The 15378-nt window shown below is 38.2% G+C and carries 24 protein-coding genes; 4 read left to right on the forward strand and 20 right to left on the reverse strand.

Annotated features, from left to right (window positions below; genetic code table 11):
• Positions 1-35 precede the first annotated feature (35 nt).
• The 17 genes from MOB98_RS05900 to MOB98_RS05980 all read right to left on the reverse strand — a co-directional run bounded on the left by MOB98_RS05900 (position 36) and on the right by MOB98_RS05980 (position 11909).
• Positions 36-401, reverse strand: coding sequence for an HNH endonuclease (locus MOB98_RS05900; RefSeq protein WP_159357132.1), 366 nt, complete (start codon positions 399-401; stop codon positions 36-38).
• A complete protein-coding gene (locus MOB98_RS05905) occupies positions 391-576 on the reverse strand; it encodes a hypothetical protein (RefSeq protein WP_159357131.1) in 186 nt (61 codons plus the stop codon). The genes MOB98_RS05900 and MOB98_RS05905 overlap by 11 nt, the downstream gene beginning before the upstream one ends.
• 110 nt (positions 577-686) lie before the next feature.
• Entirely contained in the window at positions 687-1235 is a 549-nt protein-coding gene (locus MOB98_RS05910; RefSeq protein ID WP_169037523.1) for a hypothetical protein, read from the reverse strand.
• Positions 1236-1343: 108 nt separating this feature from the next.
• Positions 1344-1853 (reverse strand): hypothetical protein, encoded by a 510-nt coding sequence (locus tag MOB98_RS05915; RefSeq protein WP_268359384.1) that lies wholly within the window; start codon positions 1851-1853, stop codon positions 1344-1346.
• A gap of 128 nt (positions 1854-1981) precedes the next feature.
• Positions 1982-3697, reverse strand: coding sequence for an ATP-dependent nuclease (locus tag MOB98_RS05920; RefSeq protein ID WP_169037522.1), 1716 nt, complete (start codon positions 3695-3697; stop codon positions 1982-1984).
• A gap of 522 nt (positions 3698-4219) precedes the next feature.
• Complete coding sequence (locus MOB98_RS05925; protein WP_003185369.1) at positions 4220-4600, reverse strand: ArpU family phage packaging/lysis transcriptional regulator; 381 nt, start codon at positions 4598-4600, stop codon at positions 4220-4222.
• A 112-nt stretch (positions 4601-4712) separates the two neighbouring features.
• Entirely contained in the window at positions 4713-5078 is a 366-nt protein-coding gene (locus tag MOB98_RS05930) for a YopX family protein (RefSeq protein ID WP_268359383.1), read from the reverse strand.
• A 14-nt stretch (positions 5079-5092) separates the two neighbouring features.
• Positions 5093-5608: a putative metallopeptidase gene (locus MOB98_RS05935; RefSeq protein WP_159357126.1), complete on the reverse strand. Its 516-nt coding sequence runs from the start codon at positions 5606-5608 to the stop codon at positions 5093-5095.
• 32 nt (positions 5609-5640) lie between these two features.
• Positions 5641-6180, reverse strand: coding sequence for an ERCC4 domain-containing protein (locus tag MOB98_RS05940; RefSeq protein WP_159357125.1), 540 nt, complete (start codon positions 6178-6180; stop codon positions 5641-5643).
• The gene (locus tag MOB98_RS05945) at positions 6177-6614 is read right to left on the reverse strand and encodes a hypothetical protein (RefSeq protein WP_159357124.1); all 438 of its coding nucleotides are present in this window, start codon (positions 6612-6614) and stop codon (positions 6177-6179) included. The genes MOB98_RS05940 and MOB98_RS05945 overlap by 4 nt, the downstream gene beginning before the upstream one ends.
• A 198-nt stretch (positions 6615-6812) precedes the next feature.
• Positions 6813-9233, reverse strand: a complete 2421-nt coding sequence (locus tag MOB98_RS05950) for a phage/plasmid primase, P4 family (RefSeq protein ID WP_268360841.1) — start codon at positions 9231-9233, stop codon at positions 6813-6815.
• A 60-nt stretch (positions 9234-9293) separates the two neighbouring features.
• Positions 9294-9734: a DUF669 domain-containing protein gene (locus MOB98_RS05955; RefSeq protein ID WP_072692603.1), complete on the reverse strand. Its 441-nt coding sequence runs from the start codon at positions 9732-9734 to the stop codon at positions 9294-9296.
• A gap of 22 nt (positions 9735-9756) precedes the next feature.
• Positions 9757-9954 (reverse strand): hypothetical protein, encoded by a 198-nt coding sequence (locus tag MOB98_RS05960; protein ID WP_268360840.1) that lies wholly within the window; start codon positions 9952-9954, stop codon positions 9757-9759.
• Positions 9944-10882, reverse strand: coding sequence for an AAA family ATPase (locus MOB98_RS05965; protein ID WP_268360839.1), 939 nt, complete (start codon positions 10880-10882; stop codon positions 9944-9946). Before MOB98_RS05965 ends, MOB98_RS05960 begins: the two co-directional genes overlap by 11 nt.
• Positions 10883-10885: 3 nt before the next feature.
• Positions 10886-11440 carry a host-nuclease inhibitor Gam family protein gene (locus tag MOB98_RS05970; protein WP_159357121.1) on the reverse strand — a complete coding sequence of 185 codons (555 nt, stop codon included), beginning with the start codon at positions 11438-11440 and terminating at the stop codon, positions 10886-10888.
• Positions 11441-11506: 66 nt separating this feature from the next.
• Complete coding sequence (locus MOB98_RS05975) at positions 11507-11644, reverse strand: hypothetical protein (protein WP_164906783.1); 138 nt, start codon at positions 11642-11644, stop codon at positions 11507-11509.
• On the reverse strand, positions 11634-11909 hold the full coding sequence (locus MOB98_RS05980) for a YqaH family protein (RefSeq protein WP_159357120.1): 276 nt from the start codon (positions 11907-11909) through the stop codon (positions 11634-11636). The genes MOB98_RS05975 and MOB98_RS05980 overlap by 11 nt, the downstream gene beginning before the upstream one ends.
• Before the next feature lie 62 nt (positions 11910-11971).
• Between MOB98_RS05980 and MOB98_RS05985 the strand changes: the two genes are divergently transcribed.
• Positions 11972-12352, forward strand: a complete 381-nt coding sequence (locus MOB98_RS05985) for a DUF2513 domain-containing protein (RefSeq protein ID WP_159357119.1) — start codon at positions 11972-11974, stop codon at positions 12350-12352.
• 87 nt (positions 12353-12439) lie between these two features.
• Here MOB98_RS05985 and MOB98_RS05990 read toward each other — a convergent pair whose 3' ends face one another.
• The 3 genes from MOB98_RS05990 to MOB98_RS06000 are packed head-to-tail and all read right to left on the reverse strand — an operon-like array spanning position 12440 to position 13129.
• Positions 12440-12592 (reverse strand): hypothetical protein, encoded by a 153-nt coding sequence (locus MOB98_RS05990; RefSeq protein WP_162101220.1) that lies wholly within the window; start codon positions 12590-12592, stop codon positions 12440-12442.
• Between the two features lie 9 nt (positions 12593-12601).
• Positions 12602-12871: a group-specific protein gene (locus MOB98_RS05995; protein WP_268360838.1), complete on the reverse strand. Its 270-nt coding sequence runs from the start codon at positions 12869-12871 to the stop codon at positions 12602-12604.
• Between the two features lie 12 nt (positions 12872-12883).
• Complete coding sequence (locus MOB98_RS06000; RefSeq protein ID WP_159357117.1) at positions 12884-13129, reverse strand: helix-turn-helix domain-containing protein; 246 nt, start codon at positions 13127-13129, stop codon at positions 12884-12886.
• 176 nt (positions 13130-13305) lie between these two features.
• Between MOB98_RS06000 and MOB98_RS06005 the strand changes: the two genes are divergently transcribed.
• The 3 genes from MOB98_RS06005 (at position 13306) to MOB98_RS06015 (ending at position 15351) form a co-directional block, all read left to right on the forward strand.
• Positions 13306-13677 (forward strand): helix-turn-helix domain-containing protein, encoded by a 372-nt coding sequence (locus MOB98_RS06005; protein WP_159357116.1) that lies wholly within the window; start codon positions 13306-13308, stop codon positions 13675-13677.
• Between the two features lie 7 nt (positions 13678-13684).
• Positions 13685-14140: an ImmA/IrrE family metallo-endopeptidase gene (locus tag MOB98_RS06010; RefSeq protein WP_159357115.1), complete on the forward strand. Its 456-nt coding sequence runs from the start codon at positions 13685-13687 to the stop codon at positions 14138-14140.
• Between the two features lie 65 nt (positions 14141-14205).
• Positions 14206-15351, forward strand: coding sequence for a site-specific integrase (locus MOB98_RS06015; protein WP_162101712.1), 1146 nt, complete (start codon positions 14206-14208; stop codon positions 15349-15351).
• Positions 15352-15378 lie beyond the last annotated feature (27 nt).

A 15378-nucleotide genomic window follows, 5' to 3' on the forward strand; every position in this document is an offset into this window, starting at 1 on the left:
CGTTTCCTTTCCAGAGATTTGGATAGGGGGGAGGGTCACTTTCCCTTACCGCCATGAACCTTGTTGTGACAGGCGTTACACAGGCTTACAAGGTTGTCCAAGTCTAATCTTTTCGCCCAATCTTCCTTTACTTCCACAATATGATGCACCATGTCAGCCGGAGTGAAGCATTGACCTTTCAAACAATGCTGACAAAGATAATTGTCTCTTATCAAAGCAAGTTGTCTTGTTCGTTTCCAATCTGTTGATTTATAAAATCTTGTTATTGTTTTATTTCTTGAATGTTTGTTGTAATGTTTTGTTTCTTCTTGTTGCTGTGTCTTGTGTGCATCACAGTACCGACCACGGGTGAGGCTGGGGCACCCAGGGGCGGCGCATATTCTTAGAGGCTTAAGGGGCATAAACCTCATCCTTTATTGATTCTTTCGTTACTGAATCATTGCAAGTGTCTTCCTCAAGTTCTTTAGCACTGATTCTCACTACATCCCGATCACTCACACGTGTTGACATAGTACGTTTCTTACCACCTTCAATTTCAATATTAGTGTTGATTACCAGCTCACCTAATCGATTCATGCGTGATGTTTCCTCCTGTCATATTTGCCGCCACACTCAAGCCGTTAACCGCCAATTGTCTATCCTGAGATTTACCGCAAGCAGTTTACAAAGAACATAAAAAACATCATTCATATAGAATGATGCTGAGAAAATTTACTCTTTCTTTCTTTTTCCAACTCCAATAAAGCTTCTTCTAACAAAAGCTTATAACCATGATGTCTAATATAAAAATTACTATGCTTTTTATCAATGATAATCCACAATCCAATCATAGAAAAAAATATAATCAATATAGTCCAAATAATCATATTAATTATTCCTTCCGCACCTTCTGTTATATCAATCAGAAGTTCGGAAGGATTAATTTTACCATCATCATCTTTAGATACTGCCATATTAGAAAAAGCATTAGCAGTACTATAAAAAAAGGTAAAAAAACTAACTATAACGGTTGTAATAGAAGTGAGTATAGATGTATAAATCGTAAACGGTACTGTGCTTAAATAAGATTTATCTTTCGAGGCTGACACCTCATAATCTAATCTTTTAATCATTTGCTCTAATTGATCAATGCTATGATCCCTTTTAACTGCCTCTTTAAATAAACATTGAATATCCATGCTTTCTTTATAGCTTTCTCCATATTTTTCAGCTAAATATTCAGATACGCTTTGCATATAATCACCCCACCTATTTTTATCGGTATTGAATAACCAATTGAAAGGTAAGGCGAAATTTGTCGAACGATTTATCGGATCAGTTTACAGAGAAATTAAAAACACACCCTACAGAGTGTGCTTTAATAATTTTATAGGCATCTCCAGAGTACTTTTCTTTTTATAAAATTCCTCTAGTTCTTTCTGATTTAACGCATTCTTCTTTCTATCTTTTTTAAAGTTTTTCGCATTTGCATTTGCAAGGACTTTTATAGACTCAACTTCCTCGTCGTTAATTGCATATTCAATAAGCTTGTCAATAAAATAAGTGGAAATTTTCTTGTTCCTTAGTTTTTCATCATGAACATAAAGGAGTTCTAATTTTATATATTTCTCATTCCTTAACCGATTATGCACTTTGAAAAAATGCATAGAAAACAAAATCTTTTTTGTATCTTTATCAAATAGACAAAACTTCACATCTCCATCTTCACAATGATAGCCTCTCTCACCCTTAGTATTATCATTGTTAAAGACTTCATCATCAAATTTAAAATCAACATTATATTTCTCACTTAGTGCATCAGGCAAACCCCAATTAATAATTGTTTCTCTCATGATTTCATTTCTATCATCCATAACTGATCTCCTCCAAATCTATTATCGGATAAGGAGTGTCTTAGGGGAACCATTTGCAAAATTTGTTTGAACAAAAAGCGCCTCCCGATTGGAAAAGCGCTTGGAATTTATATTTATTCAATTTCTCTTTATAACCTTTTTTGCTCCCACTCTAGATAGAATCTCTCAAGCTGTTCGATCTCGGACCACTCCAAACAATTTGAAGGCACTGGTTCTTCATGATCAATTAAAGCTTTTAATAACAATTCTACCTCGCTAAAAGTTTTAGGGTTTTGATTTAGTTGCACCAAAGCATTATAGGGTTTATCCTCTTTAACCTCTTTCTCTAAAAAAGCACTCTCAAAGTTTTTCATTGATGCAATTAATCGAATTTTTGAAGGATCAATATGATTGTTTTTTTCATTTAAAATGTTTAGATTAACGGTCCATGCTGAATTACGGTTTCCTGACTCTAATGTCGGGTAATCACTATCATGTAGGATAGAGTATTTTGAACCAAAATGATTTAAAATTTTCATCAATGAAACAATTGTTGCTTTTCCCCTCGCCCTGATTATATGTATATCTTTATAGCTATCATTGCTAGCTATTACTTGCTTTAATGCCGTGTATTCTGTATCTCCTTCTACTATGATTGAATATCCCCCAAAAAAGAATTCTGTGACATGAGGATCACAAATATTAAGGAGTTTTAGTCTCTTCTTATCTTCATCATGTAATTGTACTTTACTTGGTCGAAAAACTGTAGTACCTTCAACATCCCCTTCCGTATTTCTTTCGACTCTTATTATTGTCGTGTTATCACGAGATAAATCAATAAAAGCAGGTGAATGAGTAGTAACCATGACTTGCCAATTCCCTTTTTTAGGAAGATCATATAGTACCTTACATGCTTCTCGGACTGCATTTGGGTGTAGACATAATTCGGGTTCATCTAATAATAATACATGGGGACGGTCATTTTTTGTTGATGATTCAGAAATATATCTAAGTGATGCCCAAAGGAGCGTTCTTCTTGCTCCACTTCCTTGCCTGTCAACTGTACTTCTATATCCTATTTCTGGACCTATCAGAAGTTTTGATCCTGCTTTAAATAAACTAATACTTTTATCCAGATCTTCTTCTGGCCTCGCATCGAATATAACCTTATAACCAGGAAAGACTTCTTTTAATATTTCTGATATTCCGTCCTGAGCTCTTGTTATTTCCTCTTGGGAATCTTGAATTATTTTTCTCTGAATTTCTTTAATAGAGTTTAATAATTTAACATAATCACTTTCTTCTTTGGAAACTTTTAAAGATTTAACTCGGTCCTGTAATATCGAGGTTATCATTTTTACCAATTCATTTGTTTGATCAATAGGGTCTTGAAAAGCATCTACTCTATGAGGTTGTGGACGTCTTGAATTGGCTACATTTGCAGCTCCCCAAGGAACAGAATCATCATCCCAATCACCTTTTATAACATTAAAACCTCTTCTTTTAGGTTTTCCTGGCTCTGACCACGTCCAACATTCCCTGACTAATTTCTCCCCGCTAGAATCATCAATCCATTTTTCCCCTGGGGTGTTATCGTATACTATTGTCTGTAATTCTATTTCTGGAAGAAATTCAGAATTAACTTCCCCATTTGGAAAATCATCTAAAGTTAGTTGAGATTTTTTAGAGCCGTCACTCATAACTACTTCATACGCTCGTAATATCGAACTTTTTCCCACATTATTTGGACCTACCAATACCACAATTTCATCTAATTCGATTTCTACTGGTACCCTACCAATGCTTCGAAAGTTCTTTATAATTAACTTTTTTAACCTAGGACGTTGTAATCCTTGTTGATCCATTCTTCACACTCCTTTTATATAGTCTTTCCATCCATAATATCACAATTTTGGGTAAGTCAATATTATTTCAAATAAAGATTTTTCTTTATACACTACATACCCGAATTTATGAAAAGGACAAGGAGAGTGATAATGAATAGTTTATAAAAGTAATGAAATGATTCCCCCTTACGCTAAACACTCATTGAAATTGCACCTTACACATACTCCGGGAGGAAGCCAAGTATTGTAAGGCGGCATGTCCAAAGAACATACTTTTTACAATCTCCCGATACCAAAGCCGCAAGACTAGCGCGATCCGGCTCAGAATGTTCCTCCCGTGTGGCTTCATTCTTCATCGCCTTAATTTGAGTATCCGAATTCACCTTGATAAGGGAATGGTGCGTATCCCGTTATTTCTTGATAATTAAATCTTATCGATAAATCACACATAAAAATTCCCCCTCTTTATCCTCCCGATTATCGGAAAAATGTCGGGATTTTGTCGGGTTTTTGTCGGGTTTTTCTCGATGAAAAAAGCACTCAGATAATTCCGAGTGCTGTTGCTATACGGCAGATTGCCCGTTGCTTTATTTCATAATAGGTATCCTTTTTCATGCCGAGTTCCATATAAATATTGATGTCTTTCACCCTGGCAGCCGTCAGGTATTTCTTTTCGATAATCAAACGTTCCTCATCGTCCAAACTGTTTTGTAAAGCCCGTTCCATCTGTTTGACTTTGAGTTCATTAACAGTAAATGAATCCCGGAGGGAAGGGAAAATGTTTATGCCGGCAGACGAACATTCTTTTTTATTCTCTAATTGGACTTTAAGAGCGCGGTAATTTTTCAGTTCTTTGATGACTATTTTTCGGACGGCTTTTTCATCCACATCATCTAGAAAAGATAGCTGTTCCTTTGACACCCTTTCCCTCCATTCGTTCATTTTTCTTTTTCCCATTCTTGAATCCGTCTTTCCGCAATTTCCATCCAGATGAACGGAGCGGCAATAATGATGAACCCTATAAATAGATAAATCATAACTCCCCCTCCCCGGCTTCCGCCTCCTTCAATAGATCAGGTTTTCTATATTTGTCTCCAATAATTTCGGACCAACTTGCAAATGCGGATAATGGTTCACGTACAACACGTCGACAGAGGGGATCGTAACCTTCAGCATAAAAACCACCTTCAACAAACACGACTTCCAAAATAGCGCCTCTGTCATTTCTTAGAATGTCTCCGTCATAGTACTCTTTTCCATTCTTATCGTTTAACCCAGTGTATACTCTAACCTTTACCCTTGGATGAGCTAAATGCTCATGAAAAAGCTGTTTAATACTCTCCCAGTTATACATTTGTTCAGCATCTAAATCCCATGCCTGAAATTTAATCTCTCTCATTCCGTCGCCTCCCATCATTTCACCCTTTGAAGTCTATTCACATCATCAAAATTCATTTGATAGTCAGCCTCTCGGACGGCCGCTGCAAATGATTCAATCCCTTTTTCCCAAAGGCCGTGACGCTCAATGATTTCCGAAAACTCCTCAACGTCATGTTCGCGAATTCCCCAGCTGTCTGGATCAGTGGCAGCGCCGTATACAGTCACCCATTTACTTTGGTCTTGCGGGTCAGGCTCTTCCCATTCTTCTCGAGTAAAATGGCAAAGCTCATGATCTACCAGAGCAGCGCGTTGTTCCTCCGGCATCGTCTTCCATGCAGCCTTATTGATAAACACGAAAAGCATGTAATCGGTCATATGGCGCTCAAAAGCCGTGCATTTCTTCGCCTTTCCTGCCCATTTGCTGTTACCCTCACGGAGATAAAAACCTATTTGCTGTTTAGCGTCTCTTAAATGTGGGTGGTGCTCGTCAATTATGCTTTCAGCCAGCTGCCGTACTTCCTTCGATTCTTCAAAACCTACAAATGCCATGTTGCTTCCTCCCTTTGATTGTTTTATTAGATTTACACAAGCCCGCCTTTCAGCAGTTCCCGAGCCATGTAATGAAAGTGATGATAAATGTAATTGCCGGTAGCGTTAGGACTGATAAAAACCGTTGAAAAGCCGTAACGAACCTCAAATGTTTTCAAGCTGCCCAGCAACGCTTTCGGTTCATACTTTGAACGATATTTTCCGTTGAGTATCTTTTGGTATCCTTCCAGGTCTTCCACAAGAAGGGTGAACGGATGTCTGGATGCCCGAATCAATTCATTTTCAAAACGGGAACGATCTTTAATCGACTGCACCAGCTCGTCCACTCCGTTTTTCCGTTCAATAGCTGCATTCAAATACATATCGCGGCTGATTCCAAATTCATCATTCTTGGGAATCATGGCCGAGTAATCGCCGGTTTTCATTCCTTTGAACTTGATTGCCACTTTCTTTTTACGGAGATAATCAAGAACATGCTGATTTTTTTGCTCCCTCGTATCCACAATAATGATTATGCTGTCCAGAATCTCTTTTAACTCAGTTTCCGAATAGTTATAGTGAATAATTGTCATGCTTTCTTCCCCTTAAAATACGACATGGCCCGATCATAGATTTCTATGGAAAGCCGGTCCGTTTCTTCACTTTCAAAGTTTGAAACGGATTCCTTTAGCTCCCTCCAGCCGTTCTCCCAAAAGAGAACAAGCAATTTCATCACCTTCATAACTGATTCATAATCATGATTGAACCAGTCATCTATTTTTATATTTATATCTTGATCAATGCCCATGAAATAATTAATGATTTTATCTATTGTCTGTTTCACATTATGTTCATGATCCGAGTATTCACCTTTCAAATACCGGATAATTCGCTTTTTATAAGATTGGACAAACGCCTCAAGTTCCGGATAGACTTTCTCTGGTTTCTCAATATAAAGATCGTTTCCATCAAGAACCAAACGAGAGCCTAATACCTCTAAATCGGAACAAATTTGTTTTGGGTGCAATTTTCTCACCTCTTTTTATCAAAACGGGTTAATGAGTTAACGAAGGTTAATGCATTTTGTATTAAAGCCCTATATATATATTATTTTTTTATTAATTAATTTTCATGTGAGGGGAACAAACAAAATCATTAACCCTTATTAACCCTAAAAATAATTAGAATCTATAGATAGAGCCTTAACCCCTTGGTACTAAAGGATTTATAGCTTTTTTCTATTTATAGAAGTAACCTTTTTGGAGTCACTGTTTGCATTTGATTCATTAACCCCTTCGTTAACCCTTTCCGAAAAATTCAAGTGGCTCTGATATTTGTTTAGCCCTATACCATAAAAGAAGACTTTATTTTTCGCTCCGTTTTCCTTCTTAAACCCTCGAATTTCAATTTGTCTATAAAAAGCACGATTTTTGAGTTCAATCTCATCATTTTCATAACACCAGTTTTTGTAATCCTTATAGAGCTCTTTTGCTTCAATTTTTGCGGAAGGATGAACAACACATCTTTCTGACATATACGGCCCTAATATATCCATATCCTCACGGTAACCCTCCGTAGCTTTTCGGATCACTTCTGGTTCCTTAAGCCCTTCCCTCTGCCACTCCAAGCAGCCATCAACTGCCCACCGGAGAATGCCCGGCATTTCTGCTGCAAGTTTTTGCGGAAGCTTTTTGTCCACTTTTTCTTTCGGAATGGTAACAGTGAATGGGACAAGCCGGATACGACGCCAGATACCCTCATCGCTGCCCTTTACAATTGGTTTATGGTTTGTCGTGAAGAACACTTTAAATTCTGGCGTAAACTCAAAATACTCCTGGCGCAAGAAACGCGCGGACATCTTTTCGCCCCCGGTGATCTGCTTCACCAACGACTCAGACAGTTGCTGTCCTTCTTCACTTTCAACGGCTGACACAAAGCGCGCCCCGTCGAGCCGGGCAATGTCATTGTTGATGCTGGTATCATTCTTCTTTTTTATGAATGTGTCACTATTTGTCTGCCGGCCATAGTCTCCCAGCAGTTGCTGGACTGTATTGATAAACGTCGATTTACCGTTACGGCCATTACCAAACAGAAAGAACATGACTTGTTCCGTAGTATCCCCGGTCAATGAATAGCCAATAGCTTTCTGCATAAAATCAATAATTTCATAGTTTGGCTGACCTTGTTCATCTATAAAAATACTTTCTAAAAATGCCTTCCAGTTTGGACAGTCGGCATCCTTTTGATAAGCCACAGAGGAAATTTTGGTGAAAAGAAAATCACGGTCATGTGGCAGCAGTTCCCCAGTCTTTAAGTCGATCACACCATTCTCACAGTTAAACAGATATTTATGAGAGTCGAGTTCTTGTTTTCTAACAGCAACCATCGGCCGGGTATCCAGGATGGTGTTCATTCGAATATTGCGACGCTCACATTTTTTAGCCCAATCGTTAAGCTGCTTTTTTCTGTAGCCGTCTTCCGTGGCTTTCGCTTCCCCGTAAATGGCCCGGAGGGTTTGGGCAGTTAATGCCTCGATCTGCCTCTTGCTGTCTTCCTCCCACATCTTGCCGTTCCAGATTAACCAGTCAAGCTCATTACAGTATCTGATATTCTTGCCATGGTAATATACAAGCCTTTCAGCGTTGCCTAGCTCAGTCAGGTGAAAGACCGGTGGCGTGTCTATGATTTCCTCTGTGTCAGCAACCTGTGAGGCCTGCGACTGCGAGAAATACACTTCATACGGCTGCTCTTGCTGCTCTATCAGGTCGGATATTGTGGGGCCGGTCGAGTAGATAGCTTCAGCAATAGTCATTTCTCCATATGTAGCTCCGTCAGCTGAATGCTGCCGGTCCCACTTTTCGCGAAACAAATTTGATTCACGAAACATAGAATCCATTTTTGATGCGTCCTTGTCCGTCCAGAATGCCAGGTGATTACATAAAGCCATATCCGCGGAAGAATGATCGCCATTAATCAGCTGGCCGTTAAAAAGGTCCTGAATGCTTTTTCCATTTTTACTGTTGAACATTCTTTCCCAAATTTCTTTATTTGAAAGATTACTCATATCGCTTGTTGATTGTGATCGGGTGCTGACCGGTTTTGCTTCTTCTTTCCCTGTCAGGTACTTATCAAAGATGGTTTTGATCTCTTCCGATCGTTCCTGCACAGGTCCAACATCAAGACTGTTTCCGGTGAACGTGAAATAACGACCATGCCTGTATACTTCCAGGCCTTTATCTATATTTTTTCTCCCTGTGCCCGGTCCGCGTAATGGAAGCTTACCTTTCGCGATAATATGAACACCCTCACCACTCGGAGAGTATTCAGTATAGCTGCTGATCGTCTGGATAATCTCTTGAGCGAAAGGAGACAGAACACCATCATTTACACAGTGATCTATATCTATTCCGATGAAAGGATCATCTTTAGAAAACATGAAGCCGATACCGTCATACTCCTGTTCATTGAAAAACTTCATGATAGTTGCAAAGGTGGACCAGGTTCGCTTATTGCTTGATTGAGCCATGCTGCCGTCAATCTGATATGGCACTTTCGTTTTTTTGCCGTTACGCTCTTCCGAACGCCATAGAATCCACTGAGGGGCGTTTTTTAGCTCTTGCGGTATATTTTTAAAGTCGTAGTACATGTATTAACTCCCCTTTAAAAACGAGGGAGCTATACACTCCCTCAAATGTATTTCTTGTGATCAAAATGGTACATCTTCATCGCTCACTGTAATTGAGCCGGTATCGGGCGCCGGCGCTTCTGACGGCTTAAACGCTTTGACTTCTGGATATTTTTTGCCGTTATGCTCTCTTTCTCCGACAACTAGGCGGATCGGTTTATTGAGGAAAGCATTGGCCCATTCAATATGATCCTTAAATTTCATTCCGTTCGGGAAGCCCGCGGCCTTTGATGCTTGATGAAATCTCCACATTGCATTATCTGTAACAGTGAAATTGTCGTATAGGATTTTCTGGCCCTGGCATGCCTGTTCAACGTCAGAACGGATTTCATAATCTACGACAAGTCGCTTATTTCCGGATGAAGCTGCTGTTTTCTCCTCAAAATTAATAACCGTTGCCTCATATTCTCCTGGTTTAATTGGTTCAAAAGCTTCGCCTTTGCTGTGGTCTACTGTGAACATATTTAATTCCTCCAATTTTTGTTTATTTGCCGTTTAGTACAGCTACAAGATTTTGAGTAATTGAATCCACTACATACGGATCGGTGATGTCTTCATTTCGCAAATCATAAATTACACTGTCTATGCCACTATTCAATCTATCAATCTCTGAAATTAACCAGGGCACATCAGATATAGTCGCATGCCCCCGAATCTCTTCTAGCTTTGAATCATTTTTCACCTGGCACACCTCCCAAAACGCTGTTTAATCTATCAATAGCAGCATTAGCAAGTTTGATATTCCATTGTTCAAGCTTCTGATTCGCTTTGATCTGGAACTCCTCAATCATTTGCGCAGCCTTTTCATTGCTCTCAATCATCATTTTGATGTGAGTAATCAACCCGATGCGTTCTGTTTCTTCCTCCGCCTTTACGTCAATACCGAGCTCAAGCCACTGATAAAGTTTGCGGCCGACTTCCGGATTTAGCTTGATTGAAGAGCCTTCAAACATTCGCGTATTGTCTTTTGAGGTCTCAGCCATATGATCAATGTCAATATTAAAGTTGAGCATAAACTCGTATTCCATTTCATCTTTCTGTACAGGTTTTGTCCCAACCTTACGAGGAGCCATTTTGCCGTTATTATCAGGCTCCACTACATACTCTGTTTTTGTTCTCAATGTCGCTAAGATGTGAACGTCATTTTGCGTTAACGTCTTAATGAGTTTGGTTGTTTCCGGCGCAAGCTTGCCCCAGTTTTGAAAAGAGTTACCGGACATGCTGCCATGTGTTTCAACTATTCCGCCTTCACCCTGCCAGTTGTGTGAGAGTGAATCAATTACGACAACCTCAGCACCGGCGTTCTTAATCGCTTCTACAGCCATTTGATAACGCTCAGTTGTATACGGCGGTGTAAAATCAATATGCTTAAAGCTACCGATGCGAATTTCATCAAACTGTAAATTAGCGTACAGTTTTGCGCGTCGGTGCTCAGTATCGACAACGCCGATCTTTGACCAGATTTCCTCGTCGTTTGCTTCTGGATATGCCTCACGCATCATTCCGTAAGCTACCAGAAGGGCGCCGGCCGTCTTACCGGAACCACTCGGACCGATAAAACCCACAATTGCTTTTTCCTTTTCACGCTGCGCGTCTGTTACTTGAAACATCCCTTACACCTCCACTTTGAAGCTGACTGTTTCCGGCTGCACTTCTACGCCCGGGACAGCTTGTCCATTTGAATCTATTACTATTGGTTTACCTTCAAGCTCGGTGACAGTGAGTGTCTTTTTAAGATCCCCCCATGCCACAGACTCTTTTATAAACTCTTCCATACCGGCATCCTTCACATGCTGCAGAAGTTTTTCCTTGTCCACTTCTTTAGGTGCTGCTTTTGTTTTCCGGCTTTTAGATTTCCCATAAGGTGTGGAAAGTGTTTTTGCCTTCGGGTCTTCCTGCAGCTGCTTTGTATGATAGACACTCACCAGGTTTTCAAAGAATGAAAGACTGTCTGCTAAAGGCTTAAGCTCTTGCCTTTCCCATTCTTCGATACGTTGTTTTTCTGTGGCTGCCAGCGCTTTGATTTCTTTTTCCTGCGACTTAAGTGCAGCTATTTTCCGGAAAGCCCAGTTCAGGCTGTTCATATCAGTGATTTCAAACTGTGGACGGTTCCCCGGCAGTTCGCCGTTGTTAATTTCATTTAATTCAAAATCCTGCAATGGATTCATATGAGACACCTTCCTCTATTTGATTTTGTTGAGAGTTCCATTTAAAATGAAGTTGCTTGTTTGTTTTTAGTCCACATTGCCGTGTGGGCTTTTTTTATTTACTTCTTCATCGGCATCCTCTTCCCGATCCCGGTCATACTGGAGATACTCTTTTGGATAACCGTAACGGTTAATTTCTGTTATGATTGGATGCTCAAGATTCATATACTGGCCTCTTTACGATTGAGACATCAAGACCTTTACTAAGAAATTGAGTTGCAATTTCATGTAGCTGAACTACTTGTTCAGGATGATGCATCCGTTTGATTTCCTTGAACATTTCAGCAGCTGACAAACAGAGATCGATACATTCATCGAAATTGTTATCCTTGATTTCGTCCGGTAAAAGTTCCTGTAGCAAGAACTGAGCAGAACCCAATTTCCGTTTCGCTAATTCTCTATCCTGTTTAAGGAAGTAATTAAGATTCATAGTTTTTCCCCTTCCAATTTACTGGTATAATGTTCCTATCAAATAATAGGAGGTGAATATAAATGAAACTCGATCAAAATTGTGTGAGGGAGCTTCTTTTAGAACTAGAAGAGAAACTCACCTTAACGGACCATATACATATTAGTGAGATTCGAGAGCTTAAAACTTACGAACAGTACGGAGAAGAAACAACTTTTTACACAATCTTAAAATTAATTGAAGCAAATTTTATAAACGGTAAACCCTTATTCTCCGGTGGTTCGATTTATGGTATTGGTATTTCGAGCCTCACTTGGGATGGACATGTTTTTCTCGATAATATTAGAGATACAGCTGTATGGGCAGCTACTAAAGAAAAAACCAAACAACTTACAAGTGTATCCATGACTTTGCTGGCCGGAATTGCTCAAGATTATCTGAAAAAAAAGCTTGGTCTGAGTTAATAACTCTTCCCTTCAATCCATCCATTCTCAATAAGAAACTTATTAAAATCATCCAGAAACAAGTTATATTTCTCTGTGGAATAATCATTACTTTGAAAGGTCAGTTCGATTTTGAGCTGACTCTCTCTCTTCACCCTCATCAAAAGAGTTTTTGTTTTTTATCTCAAATCCTTTAAGCCAGACTGAAGTTCGTGCTTGTCCCTTTTTTAATTTAACTGGAAGTTGATACACCATTTTCATTCTCCCCTTCTAGTTTCTTGGCTGCTCCGAAAGCCATTTAAGTAAAAACTCTTTGCATTGCTTTTCAGGAAACAACCATTTCTTACCTACGCGATATTTCGGGAATCTTTCATCATAAAAAAACGTTTCTTTGATGAAATTCAGGCTCATATTTGTTTGCCTGCACAATTCTTTCATATCCCAAAAAGTGTATGAGTCTCTTACTTCATTCAACGCTTCTTCGATTTTTCGAATACAAAGTTGCTTAATTTCTTCCTCATTTACTTGAACAGAGAACACGTACCCACCTCCTCATGATATAAGCATTCGTTCCTTTTTGGGAACAGAAGGTTCAAAAAAATAGGCGATTGGCACGCCAAAGTGAAAGTGCATTTTTTTTGCATCCTCCAAAGAAAAATCTCCGCCAAATCCATTTAGCTTTTTACTAATAGTATTTGGCTTTACCTCTAAAAGAACAGCCACATCTTTGTGTTTTATTTCATTCTCTACAAAGTAAGCTTTGATTTTATTGTATGGCTGTCTATTTCTTCTTTCCAATTCCTCACCCCCTCCGTTCCTTTTTAGGAACAACTCAAATATAAAACACTTTATTTCCTGTGTCAACAAAAAATGTTCCTATTTAGGAATCCTTTTTGGATTACTTGTTGCATTTAAGGAACATATAATATAAAATATTCCCGTACGAGGAATATCGAATAGGAGAAGATAAAAGGATGAACATATTTGGCGAAAGGTTGAAATCGTTACGGGACAAGAACAAACAGAGTATAAATGAGCTGGTCGTAGATTTGAATAAGAAATATGAAACAAATATCAGTAAAAGTATGATTTCTAGGTACGAGAACGGACAATCAGATCCGAAGATGGAAGTGGTCCGCATTCTTGCAGATTATTTTAATGTCTCATCTGATTATTTAGTTGGTATATCTGATATGGAAATTAAACCATTACAATCAAAAAACCAAGGGAATATAGAAACAATTGCAGCACATCATGATGATGAAGATTGGACAGAAGAAGAGTTAGAAGAAATTCGCCGATTTAAAGAATTTGTTAAATCAAAAAGAAAGAACAATCAGGAGTAATCTACAAATGAGTTATGAGAACCTTTTAATAGAATCAGAAGAAGCAGCCGTATCAGTATACGAAAAAAAACTTAGTCGAGGTATAAAAGGTTTATATGCAGATGGAATCATTTGGATAAATAAAAAGTTATCCAATACAGAAAAACGAGTCATTCTAGCTGAGGAATTAGGACACCATTATACGACAGCTGGACATATTCTCGATCAAACAACTGTTCAAAACAGGAAACAAGAATTGAGAGCAAGAAACTGGGCTTACAAAAAATTAGTACCATTAAATAAAATTGTTCAAGCTCATAAATCGGGTGTCAGAAATCGTTATGAGCTGGCTGAGTTTTTGAACGTAACTGAAAAATTTTTGGATGAAGCGATTAAAAGATACATTGAGGAATACGGGTTATTTAAGAAGGTGGGAGAAGTAACACTATGCTTTCAACCACTAGGGGTTATTGAATTGTTTTAGACTTCTGAATAAAAAAATTTAACCATCAAACCGAACGTATATTCTTATAAGAGGTGATCGTTTTTATGGCAAGTTTTCGCAAACATTCAAATGGAACATGGGAATATAGAATTCGTTACAAAGATCCTATCAATCAAAAGTTTAAAGAAAAGTCCAAGCGTGGTTTTTCTACAAAAAAAGAGGCTCAATTGGCTGCAGCTGAAACAGAAAAACGAATTTTTAATGATCTTGAATTGGATAATCACCCCTACTATCTTAAAAATTATCTGCAAGACTGGTTAAAAGAATATAAATTAGGATCAGTGCGCAAAAACACTTTTGAATTACATAAACGAAACATAAATAATCATATCATTCCGTACTTCAAAGACATTGATATTAAAGACATAAAACCAATCCTCTACCAAAAATTTATCAACCACCTATGCGAACAAAAATATAGTAAACGAACTATCGAAATTATCCATGGAACAATGCGAAATGCGATGGAGAAAGCAGTAATATTAGGAAAGCTCGAAAAAAATCCTTGCTATGGTATTGAAATTAAAACAAATAAAAAACGAGAATACAATATGGAGTTTATCAATAGCGATGACATACCCCTTTTTTTACGTGTAGCATATGAATATGGTTATATGTACTATATTTTCTTTAAAACACTCATAAATACTGGCATGCGCAAAGGCGAGGCTGCTGCTTTACAGTGGTCAGATATTGATTTGAAAAATAAAACTATCTCAATTTCTAAAACTCTAGATTTTAAAGCAGCTTCAAAAGATGAATTATTTGGCGACCCAAAGACTTATACATCCAGGCGTATTATTACTATTGATCAAAGGTTGGTTAATGAACTTCACGAACTAAGAAAACGACAAAACGAAGATAAACTTCAGCTTAATGAGATCTATCACCATGACCTTAACTTAGTCTTCACTCGCAAAGATGGTTCACATTTACCTAAATCGTCCTTGTTTAATGCTTTTGTCCGAATACTAAATAAAGCTGGTCTAGAGAAACTCCCTATTCATGCCCTTCGTGACACACATGCTGTTTTGCTCCTTGAGTCAGGTGCTTCAATGAAATATGTACAAGAACGACTGGGTCATAAAAGTATTCAAGTTACATCAGATATTTACTCACACATCAGCAAAAAGATTGATAGGGATTCAATGAATAAGTACGAAGATTATATCTCCACAATTATGGAGTAATTTTTTATTGTTTTTTTGTGGGTGTTT

Source organism: Bacillus sp. N13C7, assembly GCF_026790065.1.
GTDB lineage: Bacteria > Bacillota > Bacilli > Bacillales > Bacillaceae > Bacillus.